The sequence below is a fragment of the Rhodococcus sp. Ni2 genome (assembly GCF_021352185.1).
Classification (GTDB): domain Bacteria; phylum Actinomycetota; class Actinomycetes; order Mycobacteriales; family Mycobacteriaceae; genus Rhodococcus_F; species Rhodococcus_F qingshengii.
This window is the reverse complement of record NZ_WOXZ01000001.1, coordinates 77,852-100,043: the sequence shown is the minus strand read 5'-3', so window position 1 is coordinate 100,043 and position 22,192 is coordinate 77,852. Positions and strand designations below refer to the sequence as shown.

The 22,192-nt window shown below is 61.5% G+C and carries 22 protein-coding genes and 1 riboswitch; of the genes, 8 read left to right on the top strand and 14 right to left on the bottom strand.

Going from position 1 to position 22,192, the window contains the following annotated elements; genetic code table 11:
- Nucleotides 1-9 precede the first annotated feature (9 nt).
- Nucleotides 10-1,686 (bottom strand): FAD-dependent oxidoreductase, encoded by a 1,677-nt coding sequence (locus GN300_RS00465; RefSeq protein WP_063316900.1) that lies wholly within the window; start codon nt 1,684-1,686, stop codon nt 10-12.
- A 180-nt stretch (nt 1,687-1,866) separates the two neighbouring features.
- Here GN300_RS00465 and GN300_RS00460 point away from each other — a divergent pair, with 180 nt between their 5' ends.
- Together GN300_RS00460 and GN300_RS00455 are read left to right on the top strand one after the other, a co-directional pair.
- Nucleotides 1,867-2,394, top strand: coding sequence for a DUF3558 domain-containing protein (locus GN300_RS00460; RefSeq protein ID WP_308190172.1), 528 nt, complete (start codon nt 1,867-1,869; stop codon nt 2,392-2,394).
- Between the two features lie 128 nt (nt 2,395-2,522).
- On the top strand, nt 2,523-2,729 hold the full coding sequence (locus GN300_RS00455; protein WP_233405551.1) for a hypothetical protein: 207 nt from the start codon (nt 2,523-2,525) through the stop codon (nt 2,727-2,729).
- A 56-nt stretch (nt 2,730-2,785) separates the two neighbouring features.
- Here GN300_RS00455 and GN300_RS00450 read toward each other — a convergent pair whose 3' ends face one another.
- On the bottom strand, nt 2,786-3,247 hold the full coding sequence (locus tag GN300_RS00450; RefSeq protein WP_063316899.1) for a 6,7-dimethyl-8-ribityllumazine synthase: 462 nt from the start codon (nt 3,245-3,247) through the stop codon (nt 2,786-2,788).
- A gap of 46 nt (nt 3,248-3,293) precedes the next feature.
- The gene (locus GN300_RS00445) at nt 3,294-3,806 is read right to left on the bottom strand and encodes an Lrp/AsnC family transcriptional regulator (protein ID WP_003941343.1); all 513 of its coding nucleotides are present in this window, start codon (nt 3,804-3,806) and stop codon (nt 3,294-3,296) included.
- A gap of 218 nt (nt 3,807-4,024) precedes the next feature.
- Between GN300_RS00445 and GN300_RS00440 the strand changes: the two genes are divergently transcribed.
- From GN300_RS00440 to GN300_RS00430, 3 genes are all read left to right on the top strand, one after another.
- The gene (locus GN300_RS00440; RefSeq protein ID WP_007726076.1) at nt 4,025-5,140 is read left to right on the top strand and encodes a Glu/Leu/Phe/Val dehydrogenase; all 1,116 of its coding nucleotides are present in this window, start codon (nt 4,025-4,027) and stop codon (nt 5,138-5,140) included.
- Between the two features lie 129 nt (nt 5,141-5,269).
- The gene (locus GN300_RS00435; protein WP_063316898.1) at nt 5,270-6,388 is read left to right on the top strand and encodes a class I SAM-dependent methyltransferase; all 1,119 of its coding nucleotides are present in this window, start codon (nt 5,270-5,272) and stop codon (nt 6,386-6,388) included.
- Between the two features lie 113 nt (nt 6,389-6,501).
- Entirely contained in the window at nt 6,502-7,869 is a 1,368-nt protein-coding gene (locus tag GN300_RS00430; protein WP_063316897.1) for an acetamidase/formamidase family protein, read from the top strand.
- Between the two features lie 21 nt (nt 7,870-7,890).
- On the opposite strand, the gene GN300_RS00425 is transcribed toward GN300_RS00430, so the two are convergent.
- The 7 genes from GN300_RS00425 to GN300_RS00395 all read right to left on the bottom strand — a co-directional run bounded on the left by GN300_RS00425 (nt 7,891) and on the right by GN300_RS00395 (nt 14,299).
- Nucleotides 7,891-9,237: a hypothetical protein gene (locus GN300_RS00425; protein ID WP_063316896.1), complete on the bottom strand. Its 1,347-nt coding sequence runs from the start codon at nt 9,235-9,237 to the stop codon at nt 7,891-7,893.
- 212 nt (nt 9,238-9,449) lie between these two features.
- The gene (locus tag GN300_RS00420) at nt 9,450-9,932 is read right to left on the bottom strand and encodes a hypothetical protein (protein ID WP_003941346.1); all 483 of its coding nucleotides are present in this window, start codon (nt 9,930-9,932) and stop codon (nt 9,450-9,452) included.
- 165 nt (nt 9,933-10,097) lie between these two features.
- Entirely contained in the window at nt 10,098-10,655 is a 558-nt protein-coding gene (locus GN300_RS00415) for a LysM peptidoglycan-binding domain-containing protein (RefSeq protein WP_003941373.1), read from the bottom strand.
- A 288-nt stretch (nt 10,656-10,943) separates the two neighbouring features.
- The gene (locus tag GN300_RS00410; RefSeq protein WP_039972652.1) at nt 10,944-11,738 is read right to left on the bottom strand and encodes an ABC transporter ATP-binding protein; all 795 of its coding nucleotides are present in this window, start codon (nt 11,736-11,738) and stop codon (nt 10,944-10,946) included.
- A gap of 8 nt (nt 11,739-11,746) precedes the next feature.
- Entirely contained in the window at nt 11,747-12,550 is an 804-nt protein-coding gene (locus GN300_RS00405; RefSeq protein WP_003941393.1) for an ABC transporter permease, read from the bottom strand.
- Nucleotides 12,528-13,556, bottom strand: a complete 1,029-nt coding sequence (locus GN300_RS00400; protein WP_030536827.1) for an ABC transporter substrate-binding protein — start codon at nt 13,554-13,556, stop codon at nt 12,528-12,530. Before GN300_RS00400 ends, GN300_RS00405 begins: the two co-directional genes overlap by 23 nt.
- Entirely contained in the window at nt 13,556-14,299 is a 744-nt protein-coding gene (locus GN300_RS00395; protein ID WP_007726090.1) for a TenA family protein, read from the bottom strand. Before GN300_RS00395 ends, GN300_RS00400 begins: the two co-directional genes overlap by 1 nt.
- A riboswitch (TPP riboswitch) is annotated at nt 14,287-14,382 on the bottom strand. Its footprint overlaps the gene before it by 13 nt.
- A gap of 104 nt (nt 14,383-14,486) precedes the next feature.
- On the opposite strand from GN300_RS00395, the gene GN300_RS00390 reads away from it, so the two are divergent.
- On the top strand, nt 14,487-16,055 hold the full coding sequence (locus tag GN300_RS00390; protein ID WP_007726092.1) for a carboxylesterase/lipase family protein: 1,569 nt from the start codon (nt 14,487-14,489) through the stop codon (nt 16,053-16,055).
- On the opposite strand, the gene GN300_RS00385 is transcribed toward GN300_RS00390, so the two are convergent.
- Nucleotides 16,048-17,274, bottom strand: coding sequence for an MFS transporter (locus GN300_RS00385; RefSeq protein ID WP_039972654.1), 1,227 nt, complete (start codon nt 17,272-17,274; stop codon nt 16,048-16,050). The two genes, GN300_RS00390 and GN300_RS00385, sit on opposite strands and share 8 nt — an antisense overlap.
- Nucleotides 17,275-17,435: 161 nt before the next feature.
- Nucleotides 17,436-17,705, bottom strand: coding sequence for a GNAT family N-acetyltransferase (locus GN300_RS00380; protein ID WP_063316895.1), 270 nt, complete (start codon nt 17,703-17,705; stop codon nt 17,436-17,438).
- Between the two features lie 574 nt (nt 17,706-18,279).
- Here GN300_RS00380 and GN300_RS00375 point away from each other — a divergent pair.
- A complete protein-coding gene (locus GN300_RS00375) occupies nt 18,280-18,606 on the top strand; it encodes a hypothetical protein (protein WP_003941297.1) in 327 nt (108 codons plus the stop codon).
- Between the two features lie 57 nt (nt 18,607-18,663).
- On the opposite strand, the gene GN300_RS00370 is transcribed toward GN300_RS00375, so the two are convergent.
- Nucleotides 18,664-19,287: a Type 1 glutamine amidotransferase-like domain-containing protein gene (locus GN300_RS00370; protein WP_063316894.1), complete on the bottom strand. Its 624-nt coding sequence runs from the start codon at nt 19,285-19,287 to the stop codon at nt 18,664-18,666.
- 34 nt (nt 19,288-19,321) lie between these two features.
- Nucleotides 19,322-20,140 (bottom strand): maleylpyruvate isomerase family mycothiol-dependent enzyme, encoded by an 819-nt coding sequence (locus tag GN300_RS00365; protein ID WP_054187316.1) that lies wholly within the window; start codon nt 20,138-20,140, stop codon nt 19,322-19,324.
- Between the two features lie 191 nt (nt 20,141-20,331).
- Here GN300_RS00365 and GN300_RS00360 point away from each other — a divergent pair, with 191 nt between their 5' ends.
- Complete coding sequence (locus GN300_RS00360; protein WP_063316893.1) at nt 20,332-21,870, top strand: AMP-binding protein; 1,539 nt, start codon at nt 20,332-20,334, stop codon at nt 21,868-21,870.
- The last annotated feature ends 322 nt before the right edge of the window (nt 21,871-22,192 follow it).

Below are 22,192 nucleotides of genomic sequence, written 5' to 3'. Positions count from 1 at the left end.
CGAATCTCCCTATTGTTGAGCGAGATAGCGGTGGACGAACATCACGGCCATCGCGCCCTCTCCGACGGCCGACGCGACGCGCTTGGCCGATTCGGCGTGTACGTCCCCGGCGACAAATACTCCGGGGACACTGGTTTCGAGATGATGTGGTGCGCGATCAAGCGGCCACCCGTCCGGGGTGACACCTTCGGACGGAAGGTCCGGGCCGGCAAGAACGAAGCCATTCCCATCGCGGACCACCACGTCGCCGAGCCAGTCGGTGAGGGGAGCGGCTCCGATGAAGATGAACAACCACTGAGCATCGACAGCGTCTTCTTCTCCGGTGGCTCTGTTACGCAGCGTGATTCGTTCGAGGTGATCGTCACCCTCAGCGCCGACTACCTCCGTGCACGTGCGCACGGTGATCTTCGGATTCTTTTCGATCTGCTGAATCAGATAGTAGGACATCGAGGCTTCGAGCGAGTTGCCGCGAATGAGAATGGTGACGGACCTAGCTCCGCGGGAGAGATAGACCGCAGCTTGGCCGGCTGAATTGGCGCCGCCGACTATGTACACATCCTGCTCGCTGCACCGTGCAGCTTCGGTGACGGCCGATCCGTAGTAAACCCCTCGGCCGGTGTAGGTATCGAGCCCCGGCGCCGACAGTTGGCGATAGGAAACACCGGTCGCCAAGATGACCGAATGGGCGTCGACCGACGAACCGTCGTCGAAACGTACTGTGCGGGCAGAGCCGTTGATTTCCAAACCGGTGACGTCGCGAGCGGTGATGACCTCGGCGCCGAACTTGGTTGCCTGGCGTCTCGCCCGATCGGCCAACTGTGCGCCGGAAACTCCGTCGGGGAAGCCGAGGTAGTTCTCGATTCGTGAACTCTGGCCGGCCTGACCGCCGGTCGCTCGCCGTTCGATGAGGACCGTCCGAAGTCCCTCCGAAGCGCCGTACAGGGCAGCTCCCAGACCCGCAGGGCCGCCGCCGATGACAACGAGATCGTAAAAGTCTTCGGAGAGAGTAGTACTCAACCCGAGTTTGTCGGCAAGTTCGGCGTCAGTGGGCTCGACGAGGACATCCCCATTGGATGCGATGACGACGGGAAGCCGCAGTTCGTCGGTACCGGCGGCCGAGAGCAGTCGTTGGCCTTCCGGCTCGTCCGACATGTACCAGCGATAGGCAAGTTGGTTGCGTGCCAAGAATTCTCGGACGTCGGATGATCGCTCGGACCAACGATGGCCGATCACCTTTGTTTCCTCGGCGGGGTGATGACTCGAGCTTGCCCAGGCATCGAGCAGCGCATCGATGACGGGGTACAGCTTCTCCTCCGGCGGATCCCAAGGCTTGAGGAGGTAGTGGTCGAGGTCGACTACGTTGATGGCGTCGATCGCAGCATCAGTATCGGCGTAGGCGGTCAGTAGAACGCGCCGAGCTACGGGATACAGGTCCATTGCCTGTTCGAGGAACTCGATTCCACTCAAACCAGGCATGCGGTAATCGGCGACGATGACAGCGACTGCATCGCTGCGAAGTTTCATTTCACGCAAGGTCTCGAGAGCCTGGTCGCCGGACTCCGCACGAATGATTCGGTACTTCTCTCCGTACCGTTTGCGGAGGTCTCGAACGACGGCACGCGAAACACCAGGATCGTCGTCGACGCTGAGGATCGCTGGTTTGGCCGGGGCTTTCGGTGCGCTCACTCGGTGCCTTCCCGAAGTCGTAGTCAACCTCTCCAGTATGCGACTGCTGAGCTGAGCGTCAATCGCTGAAGATGCGCTCTGAGTGAACCGGCGAACCTGAACTGGGAATTTCAAGAGTGCGGGAACCGATCGAGCCTCCGGTGCATCCAATACAGTGGGTCCACATCAACAGGGGGTGTCATGCGGGGGTCGGTGGGGGTTGGGCGACTGCTCATGGCTGGGGTGTTGGTGTGGGCTGCGGCAGGATGCAGCTCAGTCGTGGAGGGGGCGGCTGAGCCTGCATCCGGCCAAGAGGGATTGTTCGATCCGTGCAAGGACATTCCGGACTCGGTGTTGGAAGAAGTGGGGCTTGATCCGGCTACCGAGGAAGTTGATATCGCGGGAGTTGAGCAGCCTGGATGGAGAATTTGCTCATGGACGGGAACGTGGTTCTTCGTGTCAGTTCTCTCCAACCGATACACCCAGATTGAAGTGACCCGAAACCCGGAATATGCGGAGTTTGTTGAAATGACTATTGGCGATCGCGCGGGTATCCGGTTCCAGCGAGGAAGCGATGCAGCAGCCGATGGGTGCTACGTGGCTTTTGCGGCAACGCAGGGTTCGGTGTGGGTAAATGTCGAAGCAAAGGCCGGGGTCACGCACCAAGAGTCGGCGTGTGAATTGGTTGCAGACGTCGCAGAACACCTCGACGGGAACCTCCCGCGGTGAGCACGGCGAGGGGGCTTGTGATTGTCGAGCCCGATGTTGCGAAACCGATTGTATGTGCTTGTAATTCGTTGCTCGACGAGCTGCGAGCGATGGTGCTCATGTGTGAGCGAATCGGAGACGTGAAGGGGATGGGAACACTCAAGTCTGGGCAGGACCTCGCCGCGAAGTTCTCCAAGAAGGCCGTCGGCGGTGAAGATTCGTTGGAGGAGTCGTTGACCAGCCACATTCAGGTGGTCACCGAGATGCGGGACTTCTTCCAGCAATGCGTCGACCGCTACGGCGAAGTCGAGGGCTCGAATGCCTCCGCACTGGCAAGCGTCGACACCCCTCGATAGACACAAAAAATCTCGCTGAGCCGATGGCATTCGACTCAGCGAGACTTGGGTAACGACTAGTTGGTGGGCAGGGCCTTCAACGACTTGACGGTGGCGTCGACCGCGCGAGCAGCCTCGGCGCCCTTCTTCACGAAATGCGTGCTGAAGTACTCGACGTGCTCGGCATGCTCGTGGAAGTGATGCGGCGTCAAGACCACCGAGAAAACTGGAACGTCGGTGTCGAGCTGCACGCGCATCAGACCGTCGATGACAGCCGTCGCCACGAAGTCATGCCGGTAGATACCGCCGTCGACGACCAGACCTGCGGCAACGATGGCCTGGTAGCGGCCGGTCTTGGCCAACCGCCGAGCATGCAGCGGGATCTCGAAAGCTCCCGGTACCTCGAAGAAATCAACCGTGTCCTTGGGGTAGCCGAGCTCGACGATCGCGTCGGTGAATCCGTCGCGTGCACGGTCGACGATGTTGCGATGCCACGTCGCCTGAATGAACGCGATGCGCTGTCCCTGGATCTCACTCATAACCATGAAACTAGCGCACTGGGAAGCATCGACGCGACCACCCGTCCTAGTCCTGCTGACGGGGGAAGGCGGTCGAACGACCCCAGCCGGCGTCATTGGTGAGGTGCTCGAGGAGAGGCTGAATTCGATACGGAAGGGGATTGGTCAGAGCGATGGTCGTGGTCGAATGCGTGACGCCTGGAAGTGACACGATCTGCTCGGCCAACTTCTGCAGGGCCGCGTGCGTCGAGGTGGCGACGCGAACGAGCAAATCCTCGCGACCGGTCGTCGCGTGAATTTCGATCACCTCGGGCAACTCGGTCAGACTCCGCGCGACTGCGCTGATCTTGCCCTGCTCGAGTTCCAGACCGACAAATGCCTGAATCGGGATACCGACCTCGGGGAGATTGAGATTCGGCCGAAACCCGGTGAGAAGTCCGTTGGATTCCATGCGCTTCATTCGCGACTGGACGGTGTTGCGGGCGACGCCCAACGAGTTGGCCAACTCGGCCACACTCATCCTCGAGTCCTTGCTGAGCAGTCCGAGCAACTGGACGTCGAGCTTGTCGATGCTGAGCACTTTGTGAACCTCTCCTCAGTGATTTGAGTCACTGGATGATCGAATTGACTAGTTCAAGAGATTTGCATTGACCAAATCGTAACTCAGGCAGAGCATTGGTTCCACGAATTGCTCAGCGGGATTCTCTTTGGGTTATTTGTCCCAATAGTACCCAATGAACACTTCGCCCCAATATTTCGACTGCGCCCCGTCTATCCTTCGGAAAGGTCTATCCCACAATGACTCTCACCGCCGAGCCCGTGAACTCCGTTGTTTCCCATGACGACACTGCGGGCGTGTTCGATCGCGCCGACTACCTGCGCGATTACCCCCACGAGCAGGTGAGCTTCTTCCAGGATCCCGCGAGCGGCCTCAAGGCCATCGTCGCCATCCACTCCACGACGCTCGGCCCCGCGCTCGGCGGAACGCGCTTCTACCCGTACTCCGACGAATCCGCCGCAGTCACAGACGTTTTGCGTCTCTCGCGCGGAATGACCTACAAGGCCGCGGTTGCCGGCGTGGATCTCGGCGGCGGCAAGGCCGTCATCATCGGCGACCCCGCAACGGCCAAGACCGACGAATTGCTCGGCGCCTACGCAAAATTCGTCCAGACCCTCGGCGGCCGCTACATCACCGCTGGTGACGTCGGAACCAACTCCAACGATCTCGACATCATCGGTCGTAACACCGACTTCGTCGTCGGCCGCAACGCTACGGTCGGCGGTTCCGGCGACAGCGCTCCGATGACGGCCCTCGGCGTATTCCAGTCGATGCGCGCCGCGGCGCAGTCGCATTGGGGCACTCCGTCGCTCGCAGGCAAGACTGTTGGTGTCGAAGGCACAGGCAAGGTCGGCTACGAGCTGATCAAGCTCCTCCTCGCAGACGGCGCGACCGTTCTCGCGACCGACGTCAACGCCGCAGCGCTCGACCGCGTCAAGGCTGACTTCCCGCAGGTGAGCATCGTCGACAGCATCATCGACGCCGATCTCGACGTTTACGCACCCTGCGCGATGGGCGCAACCCTCACCGACACGACCGCACGCTCGATCAAGGCCGAGGTTGTCTGCGGCGCTGCCAACAACCAGCTCACCGTGCCCGAGGTCGAGAACATTCTCCGCGACCGCGGCATCACCTGGACCCCCGATTACGTCGCCAACGGCGGCGGCCTCATCCAGGTTGCCGGCGAGCTGAAGGGCAACTCGGCCGAAGAAGTCAAGCTCAAGGTCGAGAAGATCTTCGACACGGTCACCGAGATCTTCGCGAAGTCGAAGAACGACGGAATCCTCGCCGGCGAGGCTGCTGACGCGGTCGCCGAGGCTCGGATCGCCGAGGCAGCTCGCGTAGCCAAGGGCTGACATCCCTCTCGCAGTCATGTAGCGCGGCCGGTCCCGACTAGTGTGGACACCAGACGAGCAGATTTTGCAGATCTGGACCACATCAGCCGGTAGACCGGCCGCTATGCGTCGGACGCCGGAAGGGCTTACATGACTGAACAATTCGCAGTGTGGACCGAGAACGACGTCGAGCAATCGGCCCGTTGGGGTTCGACGAGCAACGCCCCGGTGCCCAAGCGCATCGTTGTCGCCGACGACACGATGAAGGCCGACGACGCCTATCGCTTGGCATGCGAAGGCACGGCGTTGTTGTGGCGCGGAGATTTTCAGAACGCTCGCCAACTGTCGAAGGCCGTCGCGTCGCGCATCGACCGCAAGCCGCGCCGAGCGTCCGACGACCCAGCCAAAGCCTTCCATCTCCACCGGCAGACCCAAGGACGCCGCGCGCAGATCCTCGGCATGCTGCTCATTCCCTTGGATGCAGATCTGTCGATTCCACTCCGGCGAGCCCCGGACGCGCAAGTCGCGTTGACCGAAGCTTTCGGGATTACCGGTGAGCCTTCGGTTCGCTCGTTGCGTGACATCCTCGGCGCGATCGGCGCTCACGAGTGGCACCGCAAAGGTGTTTTCATCGAGGCTCTCGACGCACGAGTGCATCCCGCCTTCGGAGTGTTCTCACCCGTCCGCGGGGAGTATGTCGATCTTGTCGCGTCTGCGCCACTGCCGTCGACGGAATCGGCTTTCGACATCGGCACCGGCACCGGCGTTCTTGCTGCCGTCCTGGCGCGGCGTGGAGTTCAGACGGTGACGGCCACCGACCAGGACCCCCGGGCACTGCAATGCGCTCGTAGCAACCTCTCGCGGCTTGGCTACGGCGATCAGGTGACCGTGGTGGAAGCAGACCTCTTTCCCGAAGGCACCGCTCCGTTGGTGGTCTGCAATCCTCCCTGGATTCCGGCCAAGGCCACCTCGCCCATCGAATACGCCGTCTACGACCCCGCTGGAGCGATGCTGAAGGGCTTCCTGACTGGTGTCGCAGCGCATCTGGACGACGGGGGAGAAGCGTGGCTGATCCTCTCGGACATTGCCGAACACCTCGGTCTCCGAACGCGATCCGAACTACACGACCTGATTGCGGCCGGTGGACTCACTGTTGTCGATCGCATGGACGTCAAACCGACGCACGCAAAGGTCAGTGACCGAACCGATGCGCTTCACGCCGCCCGGACACGAGAGACGACCTCGCTCTGGCGGCTTCGCCGTCGCTGAATTCATTCTCAGTCAACGGTATTTTCCTGCCATGAAATGGTAATGAACGAGTAACAAATCGGGTCTAGCTTTCTTCGCAGTCGCACATCGTCACGCACTCCGGAGGAATCTCGATGGAATACACTCTTGCCCGCAACGCAGCCGAAGACCTGACGAAAGGTCTTGGCCGACGCGGATTCATGAGGGCAGTCGCTGCCCTCGGTGCGGGCGTAGGAGTTGCCGGTGTGGCTTCGGGATGCGCGCACTCGAACGCGTCACCGGCTGGATCGTCCTCCTCTGCACTACCGTTCGCCGATGGCATTCCGATTCTGCAACCGGGCAGCGGAAACGTCAGTGGCGATCACTATCTGAGTTCGGATCCGTCGGACGTCATGTGGGGTTATGTGCCCAACATCCACACCCGCGAGGTGATGCGGATGAAGTCGGGCCAGACCGTCACGATCGACGCCCTCTCGCACGAGGGAATTCTCGAGGATCAAGGGCGCAATCCTCTCGAATACTTCGGTAGCAAAGGCGTTTCCGAGAAGGACGTGCTCGAGGATGCGATTGCCGTTGCGGCCGAATACAACCGAACCGAACGAAACTTCGACAAGGACGGACCGCATGTCGTCACCGGCCCGGTCTTCGTCGAAGGCGCTCAGCCTGGAGACGTACTCAAGATCGAGACTCTCGAAGCCATTCCCCGCGTGCCGTACGGCGTTGTGTCGAGCAGACACGGCAAGGGCGCTCTCGCCGTCACAGCAGACGGAACCGCTCCAGCGGGAATCACTCTGGACGAAGTCATGCCGCCGGTCGCCACAGACGGGCGCGCAACAAAGGACCCGTTGAAGTACGGCGGTGTTTCCACTTTCACGGCGATCGAAGACGGCAAGGGCGTGATGCCTTTCGGACAGTCGAAGGTGCGGTTTCCCCTGCGGCCCTTCATGGGAATGATGGGAGTTGCCTATTCTGCGGATGCAGACCCGACATCCCCGTCGTCGAACTCCATTCCTCCGACCCTGGGCGGCGGAAACATCGACATCAGGCATCTCGGTGTCGGATCAACCTTCTATTTGCCGGTATTCGCTGAAGGCGCCCTCTTCTACGTCGGTGACCCCCACATGGCCATGGGTGACGGTGAGGCGGCGCTGACGGCGATGGAAGGATCGCTGCGCGGCACGTTCCGACTCAGCGTGTGCAAGAAGGATTCCGGTGACGCTCCATCGGTGGCTTTCGGATACCCGTTCGCCGAGACCGAGGAGGCGTGGATTCCGATCGGCCTGTCCGACCCCAACGGTTCGGTCGATGGGCAGAACAGTGACCTCAACGGTGCCATGCGACGTGCGGTGGTCAACGCACTCGACTTCCTCGAGCATGATCGCGGTATGGATCGAGCGACGGCCTACGCGTATCTTTCTGCCGCAGCCGATTTCACGGTCTCGCAGGTAGTCGATCGAACCGTGGGCGTCCACGGACAGATCTTCAAATCCCACTTCGAATAGCGGGAAAGCCGATCCGTGTTATCAGGACGGATCGTCGAAGAGGCTCTGTTGCAAGGGATCGGCAAACAAGCCCATCTGCTCAGGTTGCGGCTTTGTCGGCGTCTCGGTTCGAGAATTGGGCAGGACCACCAGTCGCAAAGCCCCGCGCAGACGGTCGACCATGAGTTCCCACCCGCCGATCTGATCCTCGTATCCCGCAGCCTCTTCGGCGTCTCCGCGACTGTGGGCGTCCACAGCCTGACTACGCAGCTGAATCTGCCATTCGTTGCTGATGTGGAGGAGCTGAAGAATCAGATCGCGATCACGACCACAGACATCGGCTACCGCGTCGAGATCCTCGGCCACGTCCAGATCGAGGTGCAGCAGGGTCTCGAGTTCGGGAGGCAGGTCCTCGGCCGTCAGATCGGGCTGCAGTGAGGAGGAGTCACCGCTCTTGTTCGCGAAGAAGAGGTCTCCGCCGACGCGTGCGGCGAACTCGTCGTCCACGGTACGCAGGAACGACGTCAGGGCGGCGCACGTATCGGTGAGTTGCTTGGGAACGAATGGCGAACCCGCCACCTCGAGGAACACCGACAGACGGTCGTCGATCAAGACGAACTTGATGCGCGACCACTTGCGGTTGAGATCGGCGATGACCTCGGCTGCACGGGTGCGGTTGCTGATGTCCTGAACGAGCGGCGAGAACAACTGCACGTCCATGGACTCGGAAAGTGGACCGACGAACATGACAGTCGAACCGACACGAATGGGTATGTCGCCGTCGCTGTCTCGCTCGGGAAGAGTGCCGAGCATGGGAAGCAAAGCGAGAGTGACCAACTCCTTGAGATGGTCGATGTCGTTGGGCATGTAGGCCGCGGTGGGGTCGAGGGTCGGAAGTTCTGTCGACTCGACGACCGACGGATCGAAATCCGGAGTCTGCTCGTTGCCGGTGAGATCGCTGGATAGAAAAGCCGGGTGGTGCACACCGAACACATCACGGAATGCAGCGACAGTCATCGCTGCGAGCTGATCGGCCCAGTTCTGCGCCTTGTCGACGCAGAAGGCGGGGGAGTTGTTCGGATCCTCCAGATTCTCGGAAGGCGGATTCCAGCCGAGTGCGATCAACTTTTGTTCGTCGGCATCTTCGAGTCGATAGCGCGGATGAAGGAAGTCGTTGGAAGGAACCTCGCAGCGGACTGTGTTCTCGTCCCACACGAGGAACTGAACGCATGGCGCTGCGCCGTCAGCTGGATCGAAGTCGCCGGTGGACGATTCCACGGCAAGCACGTCGCCGTCGACCATGATGGAAATGTGATCGCCGAGGCGACGTTGAAATTCTGCCCACGCCCGGTCGACACTGACATCGAGATCGAAGCCCATTGCGCTCATCAGCCACCTCCTTCCGCAAAAGCTCAGACCTATACGGTATCGCGAGGCTCCGACAATGCTGCTGTCCTTTTCCGGTCGACCGGATTGCAGCGGACCACGAACCGTGACGGCGAGGAAGGTAGTCGCAGGTAGATCGGTTATTCGAGAGCGGCGACTGAAGTGTGCCTGTAACCGCCGTCACGCCAGGCGGTGTGCGGGCGAAAGAGCGAGGGTTATCCGGCGAGAACGGGCGAGACCTCGACGACGGGCGGCGTGGACCCGGTCGTGACAACGGGGGTGGTGCTGGTCTTGGTGGTTGTGGCCGTCGCGGTCGGTGACGAGGTCGCGGTAGCCGACGCAGTTGTGGTGGATGAGACGGGTGTTGTCGTACTGGTGGCCGTCGTAGTCGAGGTGGCGGAGCTCGTGCTTGTCGCGGTCACCACAAGCGGCTGATTGCGAGGAGCGGTCGTCTCGTCGGCGATTCGCCAGGTCGGCGTCGGCGGGATGACAACCGTGGGGACTGCAACCGAGCTGTAGAACGCGGCCGGTTCGATCCCGGCGACGGACTCCACGGAAACCGACGAGACCAGAGTGGGAGGCTTCACCACAGGGCCGCCGGCACCGAATGCGCCGGCTGCTCCGCCGAAAACGAGGCCTGATGTCAGAGAAAGAGCGGCCACTGCGACAGCGCCGATCATGACTGTTCTGTCTTTCATGCACACCTGTCCTTCGGGAGCAGTACGGAAGTACTGTAGGCGAAAAGATGCCGCAATGGAGTATCAGGGCCTGCTGGGCGGGACGCGAATCTGTGTGGCGTAGAACACAAAAGGCCCTGGGTGTCGACGCGGACGTCGGCACCCAGGGCCAGTTCAAGCAGTGAATCAGGCGGGGATCGTCAGTACCTGACCGGCGTTGATGAGATCCGGGTTCGGGATGCCGTTTGCATCCGCGATGCGCTGGTACTGGTTGCCGTCACCGTAGAAACGCTCTGCGATCGCCCACAGGGTGTCGCCGCTTTCGACGGTGTAGCTCTGCGCTGCCGGAGCGGCGGGGGCAGGCTCGGGCTCGGGTGCCGGAGCGGGCTCCGGGGCAGCCTCGGCGGCCGGCGCTGCGATTGCAGTGTCCGAAGACCACAGAGCATTTCCGCCGGCGGACAGAACGACGTTGCGATCGTCCTGAACCGAGAGGGAGGCACCGTCGTTGCCTGCGGTCTGCGATGCCCACACGGCGTCGGAGTCCTTGTAGATGACGAAGTTTCCGTCAGCCTGCACCTCGGCGCGGTTGGCGCCGGATCCGTTGGTGCCCGCGGCCCAAACAGCCTGTCCGCCCTCGGACAGAACCAGGTTGCCGTCGTCCTGCAAGGTGAGGGTGTATGCGCCGTTGTCGGACTTGAGTTCCTGGCCGACTCCGAGGCTCTGACCTGACTGCAGTGTGCTCACGCTGTCCCTTTCCAAATCTGTTGCGATGACTGTGCCTCCACGATTCCGCTTTACCGTCCAGTTACCTTCTGGCCGTTGGTCTCGTAGGCGACCGAGTGTACGTTACCGAAGAGTACAGAGAATTGTGCAGCGTTGACGGATTGCGTGTCGAGCGTTCGGATCTTGCTGATATTAAGGCGTTTTGGGCGAACGCGCCGCGACATCCTACGCGAAGTTGCACCGTTGCGATGCACTTTCTCTTGAACGGCAGGTGAAATCGGCGCGCTCTCAGCGCATTGTCAGTAACCGCTAGGGGTGTAGCGACTTGCGCGTCTCGTCGTGGAGAACGGCAAGCAGTTCACGCTCGACGTCGGCGAACTCGGGCGAGGTGATCATGTCCAGTTCGCGTGGCCTCGGCAAGGGAACGTCGACGACGCACCTGACCGTTGCCGGCCTCGCCGACAGAACGACCACGCGATCGGACAGATAGATCGCTTCACGAATATCGTGGGTGATCATCAGCACGGTCCACCGGTACTGCTGCCACACGTCTTGCAGCCAGGCCTGCATCTCGGTGCGGGTCAACGAGTCCAGTGCGCCGAACGGCTCGTCGAGCAGCAGGACAGGTTTGCCCTGAACAACGGTGCGCAGCATCGCCGCTCGCTGGCGCATGCCGCCGGACAGCTGTGACGGCCGGGCGTCCTCGAATCCGGACAGTCCGAACGCCGGGAACAACTCGCGAGCGCGCTCGCGTGCTTCCTTCTTGCCGACTCCCTGCACTTCCAAACCGAGGGCCGTGTTGTCCAGTACCGAGCGCCAAGGGAACAGAAGATCCTTCTGCGGCATGTACGCGGTGTGCACCTCGGCGGCTGCTTCGGATTCCGTTGCGCGCGTGCCCACACGGACCGAACCCGCGGTCGGGGATTCGAGCCCGGCCAGGACGTTGAAGATCGTGCTCTTGCCGCAGCCGCTCGGCCCGATCACCGACACGAATTCGCCCGCGTCGGCGCCAAAGGACACCGAATCGAGCACGAGACGCGATTCTCCGGCCGTGTCGAACCTCTTGGTCAGGTCCTGGATTTCGACCATTGCATCCTCGACCATCGGGTCAGTCATGTCCGCGACCTTTCGTTCATCGCCCATGGTGCAACGATGCGCTCGATGGCGAACGTCAGCAAGTACAGCGTGACACTGATCAACGCGGTCACCAGTACGGCCGCCAACACCAGGTCGGTGCGGAAGGAGTTCTTCTGGGTGCTCATGTAGATACCCAAACCGGAAGTAGCGCCGACGTATTCGGAGAACACCGCACCCACGACCGCATACGTGATGCCGATGCGCAGGGCAGTGAAGAATCGCGGAATTGCCGAAGGAAGGCGAACGTATCGGAACTCCTGCCAGCGAGTGCTGCCCATACTGCGCAGGAGAGCGCCCGCTTCCCGATCGGCCGCGGCAAATCCCTCGATGAGTCCGATGGTCATGGGGAAGAACGTCGCAAGGGCGATCACCAACACCTTCGGCAACAGCCCGAAGCCGAACCAGATGATCATCAGCGGCGCGATGGCGATGATCGGCAGCGTCTGCGAGACGACAAAAAGTGGTACCAGCGCGCGTGACAACCACGGCGAAAAGTCCACGACCACAGCAAGAATCCAGGCCAATACCAATGAAACAGTGAAGCCGACCAACGTGACCTGCAATGTCGACCAGGCGTGGCCGGAGATGATCTCGCGGTTGTCCCACCCCTGGGACAGAACGCGCCCCGGAGACGGAAGTACTTGCGGCCGAATCCCACTGATCTCGACGTAGATCTGCCACGCCGCCACGAGGAGCACCACCACGGCGAGCGCGGGAAGCGCCCGCCGCATGGTCGAGACCAACCGTCCGCTCACGTCAGGACGCGTCGAGATACTCATTGGTGAAGTACTCCGACCAGTCCGGCTTCTGGGTCAACGGCTTCCCGTCGGGTCCGGCGAGCAATCCGTTCTCGAAGAGGAATCCCGAGTAGCCCGACCAGGTTTCGAGATTCTGGGCGCCCACAACACCGTTGGCGTCTTTCATGTAGTCGGCGGCGAGCATCCGCTGACTCTCACGCACGAGGTCTTCGTCGGTGAATGCTCCGGGGTTCGCGTCGATGAGATCCTGCGCGGCCTGGTCCGGGTTGTCGGCAGCAGTCTGATATCCGCGTTGAACGGCTTTGACGAACTTGCGTGCCTCGTCGGGATGGTCCTTCAACCACTGCTGGTTGCCGTTGATCACGATCGAATATGCATCGGGGAAGCCGTAATCGGTGTACTGGAAGTACCGCATCGGAGTTCCGTTTCGCTCCGCTTCGAGGCCTTCCCAAGCAAAGTAGGAGACGGTGAAGTCTGCCTGGCCCGAGTACACGGCTTCGTACGCGGAAGTTCCGAGCGTGACCGTCGTGAAGTTCCCGGTCCCGCCGTCGTTGCGGATGATCTGCTGCAGCGTTTCGACTTCGCCGGGATCGCCGAACCCGGCGTACGTCTTCCCGTCGAGATCACGTGGGCGCGTGATGTCCGCACGATCCGCCTTCACGCCGATGCCGGTGGCGCGGTGCTGAAGTGGCGCGATGACGGACGTCGTGGCGGCGCCGGCTGCACGGGCGAACGTGGCCTGACTCTGTGTGCTGATGCCGAACTCGGCATTGCCGGCATCGACCAGGGTGTCGGGCGAGGTGTTGTTGTACGGCAGGATCGAGACGTCCAGGCCGGCGTCCTCGAAGTAGCCCTCTTGGAGTGCTACGTACAAACCGGTGTGGTTCGTGTTCGGTGTCCAGTCGAGTGCGAACCGAATGGTCCCGTCGGAAGAGCCGGTGTCAGAGGCGCATCCGGTCAGAACTGTGAACGCGGCTGCGATCGCGGCAGACGTGGCAAGCGTGCGGCGCAGCGCCGCAAACGACATCACGACGCCGGCCAAGGCTGCTGGTGGAGTGCGGAATCCCAGAACATCAGCTCATAGCGGCTGGCGATGCGGAATGCTTCACTCATCGCCTCACGCTCTGTCTCGGTGGCAGCTTCGGCCGCAGCATCGACCAGTACGCGGGCCTGCGCCACCGACTCGTGGAATTCGGGTGCGTCGTAGGTCGTGACCCACTGTGCGTACGGATGCGACGGATCGGCGTCGAGTACCTCGCGCGCTGAAGCGGCAAGATCGCGGCCGACCTCGGCGTAGATCCAGAAGCAGGGGAGTACTGCCGCTGCGGAGACCGGGTAAGGCGCAGTTGCTGCAGTCGCCGTCAGATACGAGACGTATCCCAGGCAGGCCTGCGAATGCTCGAGCCTTCCCGATCCCGCTGGAAGAATTCCACCGGTGAGAAGTCCGTCGTGAAGCGCAGATTCCACTGTCGCTGCCGTGGACGCGGAATTCGACCAGAAGCCCGCGGACTGCGGATCCGGGGCATGGGCCGCGACCAGGGACAACGCTTTCGAATACCCCTCGAGATAAAGCTTGTCCTGCTCGATGTACGTGCGGAACGCGTCGAGAGGCAATGTTCCGTCGCCGAGGCGGCGGAGGAACTCCAGTGAGTCGATCGACTCGCGGAGGGCCTTCGTCTCGGCCCAGAGTCGATCTGTGAACCGATCCGTCGACGGCGCTGTGGCCACCGAGTTTTCGGCAGAATTGTATGCAGGCTGCGTAGTAGCCATGACATCCCTTCGTCAGCATTACCTGATCAGGTTCCCGGGTGTGTTCTCAGCCCCGCCCATGCGGAGCACCCCGTGTCAGAACTAGGCGACCTTAACACCGAGGGGTTGCGTACTCGGCGCACACCCGTCCGAGATTGGTAGGTTTGGTCTTGATTGCCACACGCGCGGGTCGGGAGGGGATTCAGACATGGAGACCGACGTTCGACCAAATCTCGGCGAGGACGGAACTCTGGTGATCCGGGCGCGAGGCGGAGAAGCCCGCGGGTATCCGGATGGCGGTGTATTCGCGTGGAAGGGCATGCCCTACGCAGCGGCGCCGGTGGGTGAGCGGAGGTTCCGAGCGCCACAACCCGCACAGCCGTGGGACGGGGTGCGCGACTGTCGTGAGTTCGGGCCGATCGCGCCGCAAGGCCAGAGTCCGGCGGTTCCGATCGATCGGGCCTTCAAAATCGACGAGGACTGCCTGTCGATCAACGTCTGGGCCCCGCGACCCGACGGCACGCCGCGACCGGTGATGGTGTGGATTCACGGCGGCGCCTACTGCCTCGGATCCGCCGCCCAAACGATCTACGACGGCCGTCATCTGGCTGAAACCGGCGACGTCGTTCTCGTCTCCTTCAACTATCGCGTCGGCGCACTCGGATTCCTGGACCTGTCTGCATTCTCCACCGCGGATACTGTTTTCGAATCGAACTGTGGTCTGCGAGACCAGATTGCGGCACTCGAATGGGTTCGAGACAACATCGACGCCTTCGGTGGTGACCCGAGTGCGGTGACCGTGTTCGGGGAGTCCTCCGGCGCAGGATCCATCACGACGCTCATGACCTGTCCGAGCGCCGAAGGTCTGTTCCATCGTGCGATTGCCCAGAGTCCGCCCGCGACCTCCGTCTACGGGGCCGAGCGCGCCAAGACCGTGGCGGAGCGGTTTCTCGAACTGCTCTCGATCGACCCCGAAGACGCAGGCGATCTGCTGACCACGGATCTGGAACTGCTCGTCAAGGCAAGCGATGATTTGGTCAACGAAATTCCGACCCGGATTCCGGGAACTTTGGCGATGGCACCCGTTGTCGATCGCGATCTGGTGCCGCACTACCCGGTTGCGGCTTTCCAGAAGGGTTACGCGCACCGAATCCCACTGATCATCGGTTCCAACAAGGACGAGGCGTCGATCTTCAAGTTCATGAAGTCTCCGCTGATGCCGGTGAGTGCGCAGTCCGTCGAGGCAATGCTCCAATTACTGGCCGACGATCACCCCGACATCTCCGCGACCAAACTTGCCGAGATCATGTCGGCTTACCCTGACCATGCGAAACCGAGTGGCGCGCTGGCACTGTCACGGGACGCTGCGTTTCGCATGCCGACCCTCTGGATCGCAGACGCGCACTGCAGGCATTCCCCTACATGGGTCTACCGCTTCGATCACGCGACGCCGATGCTCAAGGCGGCGCGGATCGGCGCGGGCCACGCGACCGAATTACCTTATGTATTCGGCAATTTCGGAACCCTGAACGTCGACCCCACGTTCTGGCTCGGCGGTCGGAAGGCCGCGATGGAGGTGGCCGGCCGTATCCAACGGCGATGGTTGGCCTTCGCCAGGCATGCAGTGCCGGCGGCCCTCGACGGCTCGAAGCACTGGGCGCCGTACGAGGAAGAGAAGCGGTCGACGCTGTTGATCGACTCCGCCGACACCCTCGTCAGCGACCCCGATCACGGATTGCGCGTCGCCTGGGGCAACGACGTGATGGGGTTCAACTGACGTCGGTCGAGTGCCGCGGACGATCCAGTTCGCGAAGCACCGGCAGAGAGGCACAGACTGCGGCGATCAGGATGATCGGAATCGACAGGGCCACAAAGGTCGACGCGATTCCGAGTTGATCGAGCAGCGGGCCGACCGCGAGGTAGCCGAGCGGGCCTGCGGCGTAGGCCGTCGACGTCATGACACCGACGACGCGTCCACGCATGTGCTCCGGGCTGTGCGTCTGCATGGCGTAGTTGGCGATCGGGCCGACTGGTCCGTAGACGAGGCCCTGCAGTCCGGCAAGTACGAGGATCACCCACAGTGGAGGTAGGAGCGCCATGGCCAGCATCGCTATGCCGAGAACGGCGACGGCAAAAATCATGATCAGCCGCCGGGACATGATCGGCGCCAGTGGGGCGTAGGCGAGAGAGCCGATGATGCCGCCGATCGCCAAGGCCATCAACACCGATCCGAGTTGGGCCGGTTGATCCAACTCTGTGAAGTACACCGGGAACACGACACTCTCCACAGGCATGTAGAGCGCGACGACTGCCATGTCGATCAGCGCCAGGGTGCGCAGCAGTTTGTTGTTCCAGACGAACCGAAGACCGTCGAGTGTGCCGTGCCAGATCGATTTCGGACGGTGTTCGTGTTCGGGCACTCCGGCGCCGGGAAGCCGGATGAAGGCGACCACGACTATCGAGAACACAAAACCTGCCGCCGTGACCCAGAGCGTGTTCACCGCTCCGATCGTTGCGATGAGGACACCGCCGATGCCAGGGCCGATCAGATACGCGACGTTGAAGTTGGCCTCGTACACACTGTTGGTTCGATCGAGCTTCCACTTGGCGGTCCGAGTCGCTGCAGGCAGCATGGACTCCCTCGCCGCCATTCCGGCGGGGTCGAACACGGCGCCGAGTGCGGCCAACGCCGCGATCACCGGGATCGTCAAGCCCGCGGTGGCCGCGATGATCGGAATCGCTGCAACGGACATCGCGGAGAGAGCGTCGGAAATCATCGACGTTCGACGGCGTCCGAACTTGTCGACGAATGTCCCCGAAAACAGGCTCGACACGAGTAGCGGAATGGCTGCTGCGCCGGCAACTATCGCCGCGTCGGTAGCCTTACCGGTTCGTTCGAGAACCAGCCAGGGGAGCACGACGATGGCGATACCGTTGCCGATCGCCGAGAACAGCGTCGCGAGATTGACCAGTACGAGAGGGAGATAGCTGGGGATAGCTACGTCCGGGGACGCAGGTGGACGCCGATCTGCTGAGGCGACCACGTTCTTTCCTTCCCCGAGATGGTGCCGCCCAGGATTTCGACGACGGCACCATCGACGCTAGCAGCGGGGTCTGCAGGTTCGCGACTGGTTTTTCGCCGGCCGTTCTCGTTCGGTTATGCCTGGTAGACGGGGTTCTCCGCAACAAACTTCTCGACGTACGAGCACGTCGGAAGGATCTTCAATCCCTCGTTCCGGGTCTGATCGAGCGCTTCACGCACCACGATGGCGGCAAGCCCGCGCCCACGAAACTGCGGACAGGTCACCGTGTGGTGGAAATCACGGACGCCGGAATGGTCCGAGTACTCGGCGAAACCGGCGAGTTCGCCGTCGACTCGGATCTCGAAACGCGTTTCCGCGGGATTGTGCGCCACTGTCTCGGTCATCTTCGGGCTCCGTTTCGAAAGGGCGGCCGGTTGCGCCGCGCCGCGTCTACGTTCTCTGGAGCACGCTACCTGGCAGGCCGTCCGCAATATCGGTTGCCGACGTGGGATCCGTTACTTAGCGCAACTACAACTGGACGACCGTTCAAGGGACCTTCGTCGCCATGGAGAACGAACAAAACTGGTCTGTACGTGCCGATTTGCCCGTACTTTTGTGCCCACAACGGGTGATACATATGCATCACGATCGTAACTATCCCAATATGTGGGACCGGTCACAAAGTTTTTTGTCGTCTGTTCGGATGGATTAAGTGGAGGGCCTGAAACGGGCAAATTGCAGGTCAGCGGCGCGCTGGTTGCGTGTCGATGATGGGTGCGAGTGGCCGGAAACCCCAGGGGTATTGCGTTGGTCATCAGATCGTTTCTCGGACGTGATCCCAAAGACCCGCTCGGGGGGTTAGCGTTTGAATCGTCGGGGATAGAAGAAGCGTTACAACTTCGCCAAAAAAACTTTGGCGTCGCTGCTCAACGGTTCGATTTCGAGTCTTCGTCGGACAACTTCGAGGAAGGAACGCACATGATTTTCGGGCAGCGTGAGTCGAACAGTTACTTTGCCGCAATTTTTTCGTACGACTTCCTTGACGAAGGTCTGGGATACGAGACCATCGCACGGATTCACCGAGGCGAGATCTGCGAATGGATTCGTGATCTCGAGGCTTCCGGGTTGTTCTCGGCTGCGGAAGTCCATGCCGCTGAACTGGCATGGCGCGAAAATCCACGCCTGCTCCTCGACGCCCTTCTCGAGGACGCTGACGAGGTCTCTGTCAAGCGTTGGGAGATCGCGTGGACGAGGCTCGAGCGTCAGTCGCCGGCAGCCGGAACCGCGGTGGCAGAGCACGGCTGATCCGGTCGGGCCGAGTCGACTGCTCAGTCTGCGTCAAGATCAACCGTCTGCGTTACATCAAGGGTCGACGAGTATCACCTCGTAATCGGTGAGCACGGTGAATTGCACGCCCGCCGTGGTCAGGGCCGCAACCGTCCGCGCAGTCACCTGTGGATCTTCGAGTAGCGAATCGCCGCCGTGCGGCACTATCGCGAAGTCGATCAGCGCGAGCCCCGACCAGATCGGGTCGATACCGCACGTTGGCATGACTTCAGCGGGGTCGTCCGACGCGTCCAGCCCGATCAGAGTCGGAGTCGCCAGGCACGCTCCGGCGCTGTATCCCGCATAGGCCACGACGCCTGAACGAACCAGCATCTCGATGACCCGGTCAGCGCCACTTCGAGCTAGCTGAGCTCGCAGGACGAACGTGTTTCCGCCGCGAACCCACAGGCAGTCGAAATCGCGGAGCCGGAGTTCCAGTGCTTCCGGTGCACCCAGGAAGTCTCGGACATCCACTTCCTCTGCGGTGAAGCCGGCTGCCCGTAGTGGAGTCAGTTCGCTGGTGACTGCTGAACTGCGGGCATTGACGGGCCACGAATCTGCAGCCGCGGCGATGACTGCGATGCGAGCGCCGCGGCCTACGAGATCGACAAAGGCCTCGCGGTGGTCGCCGAATCGGTAGGACGAGAGAAACAGTTTCACTTCTCAGTACCTTCGCGACCTACCCACCCAGCCCTCAAATCGTGAACGCCAGATTGTCGACGACGCGTGTGCCCACCGTGGTGTCACCGCGAAGCGAGATGTCGGTTCGGTGATCCGACGCGTGGACGCGGCCACCGGCAATTCGGGTGAAGAGCGGTGAGCTCATCGAGATGGTCGTGGTCGCCGGACCGTCCAGCTCCGGGACGAGTGTTGCTCGCGCGTCGACCGAGACGTGAAGTGAACGGGCAAGTGGCCCTTCGAGTTCGAAAGTGATCCGTGCTCCCTCTGGCGCCTTTCCTCGTTTTCCGACGACGAATCCGAGCGCGCTGGTGATTTCGCCGAATGCAGTCTCCGCGCGCAATCCGCCTTCCTCACCCGGAATGCCAGCTGCATCTCTGATGTCGAGTTCGTGCATCCAACAGTCGAAGGTCCGAATACGCATGAACCGGCCATAGGGCGCAAGACCGACCGGTGTTTGTGTCTCGGCGTCCCAGTCCGCGCTGGTCATCGAGCGCAGCGCTTCGGTTCGTTCGGCGGTGATCTCGCGATATCGGGTCAGCAGGTCCGAGTGCGGTGTCCGCCGCAGGCCTTCGACCCAGCGCTCGTTGAACGCCGCAATCTCGTTGTGGACGTGGGGCAATGCGTGCACGTCCAGATTGATCGACGGCGGATTGATGCCCGAGAGCAGTGATTCCGTACCGATCAGATGGGACACGATGTCGTGAACCGTCCACCCCGGAAGGTTCGACGGTGCCAACCACTGATCGCCGTCGAGTTCGGCCAGCAGTGCGTCGATGACTCTCCATTCCTCGGTCAATGCGTCGACTACTGAGTCCTGGGGCCAACCACTCATGTGGACATCTCCTGTTTCGGACGGTGCGGTTCTCCTCACTGTATGTCCCGGCGGATAAGTGAGCGGGCATTCCCATGCTTCGAGTCGGTGTCACCAAACCTCCGAGGGTGGCAGAGTTCCTGTGGTAGACCAGGATTGTCGACGCCGAAGCAGGCTCACGCGGCGTTGTCGTCACCGACAGAGGAGTCTTCGTGTTTCCAGGAAATTTTGTCCACTCCACGCCGGACAAGCCCGCCGTCATTCGCCCTGCGACGGGTGAGTCCATCACCTATCGGGAACTCGACGAACGGTCGACGCAGTTGGCGCGATACTTCCGAAGTGTCGGTGCCAAGCCTGGGGACCACGTCGCTCTCATCTCGAACAACGATCTCCGGGCGTTCGAGGTGTACTGGGCAGCGTTGAGATCCGGCCTCTACATCACCGCGGTGAACTGGCATCTCACGGCTGCGGAGGCTGCCTACATCGTCGACGACTGCGAGGCGACAATTCTGGTGGCGTCGGGGCAGGCGTCCGCAGCAGTTCCGTTGGACGAGAAGCTGATTCCACGCGTGCGTCACCGATTGGTGTACGGCGGCGCCCTCGAGGGTTTCGACGACTACGAAGACGCGGTCGATGTGCAGTCCACTGCTCCACTCGACTCGCAGCCGCGTGGGGCTGACATGCTGTATTCGTCGGGAACCACCGGCAGGCCGAAGGGGATCAAAGGAGATCTCCCGGAGGGTGAGGTGAACACCACCATGGATCCGTACACCGCGGTGTTCGCACCGATGTACGGGTTCGATTCCGACACAGTCTATTTGTGCCCGGCTCCGGTCTATCACGCGGCGCCCCTGCGTTTTTGCGGCGTGATCAATTCGGTCGGCGGAACCGTGATCTTGATGGATGCATTCGAAGCCGAAACCGCGCTGGAGTTGATCGGTAAATACGCTGTGACGCACAGTCAGTGGGTACCGACGATGTTCGTTCGAATGTTGAAACTTCCGAAGGAGACCCGTGATCGTTACGACGTCTCGACGGTGAAGGTCGCCATTCACGCTGCTGCTCCCTGCCCGCCCGAAGTGAAGACGGCAATGATCGACTGGTGGGGGCCGGTGATCTACGAGTACTACGCCTCGACCGAGGGTTCGGGCGCTACCTTCATCAACAGTGAGCAGGCCTTGTCGCATCCGGGTTCCGTCGGGCGTGACGGAGTGATGGGGATCGTGCACATCTGTGACGACGCCGGGCGCGATCTTCCGGTCGGCGAGATCGGTACCGTGTTCTGGGAGCGGGAGACTTTGCCGTTCCGGTACCACAATGATCCCGAGAAAACGGCTGCCGCGCAGCATCCGGATCATCCGACGTGGACGACGAGTGGAGATATCGGCTATATCGACTCCGAGCGTTTCCTTTATCTGACCGACCGCGCCGCGTTCACGATTATCTCCGGTGGTGTGAATATCTACCCACAGGAGTCCGAGAACATCCTTACTTTGCACCCGAAGGTGTTCGACGTGGCGGTCATCGGTGTTCCCGACGAAGAAATGGGTGAGCAGGTCAAGGCGGTTGTCCAACTAGCGGAGGGAATCGAGCCTGGTGCCCATGTCGCCGAGGAATTGCTGGAATACGTTCGCAGTCAGGTCGCACATTTCAAAGCTCCGAGAAGCATTGACTTTGCCGACGAATTGCCTAGGACCGCTACAGGAAAGCTCGTCAAGCACAAGTTGCGGTCTCAATATGTGAGCGATTGATGCTCTAGTGAAATGCTAGGACATCAGAGTAATTCTGCGAGATAGTCGGCAAGGACCTGCGCGTGACCGTATGGCAGGTCCTTGCTTGCTGTCAGTAGAACAACGGGTCGAGCATCCGAGGCCGGTGCGAGGCGTACTGCAGGTTTTCGCGTTTGAGGCCGCGTGGCCGGAGTCGGTCTACGCGGAGTCGGACGGCGTTACATTCGGAAGCCGGTTCGTAAACTCGCTCGACGGTGATTATTCGGCGCGCCATTCTGATGCCTTTACGTCTTTCGGCCGTTTCAAATAGTGGAATAGTCCGCCATTCCGGTGTGATCGGCCT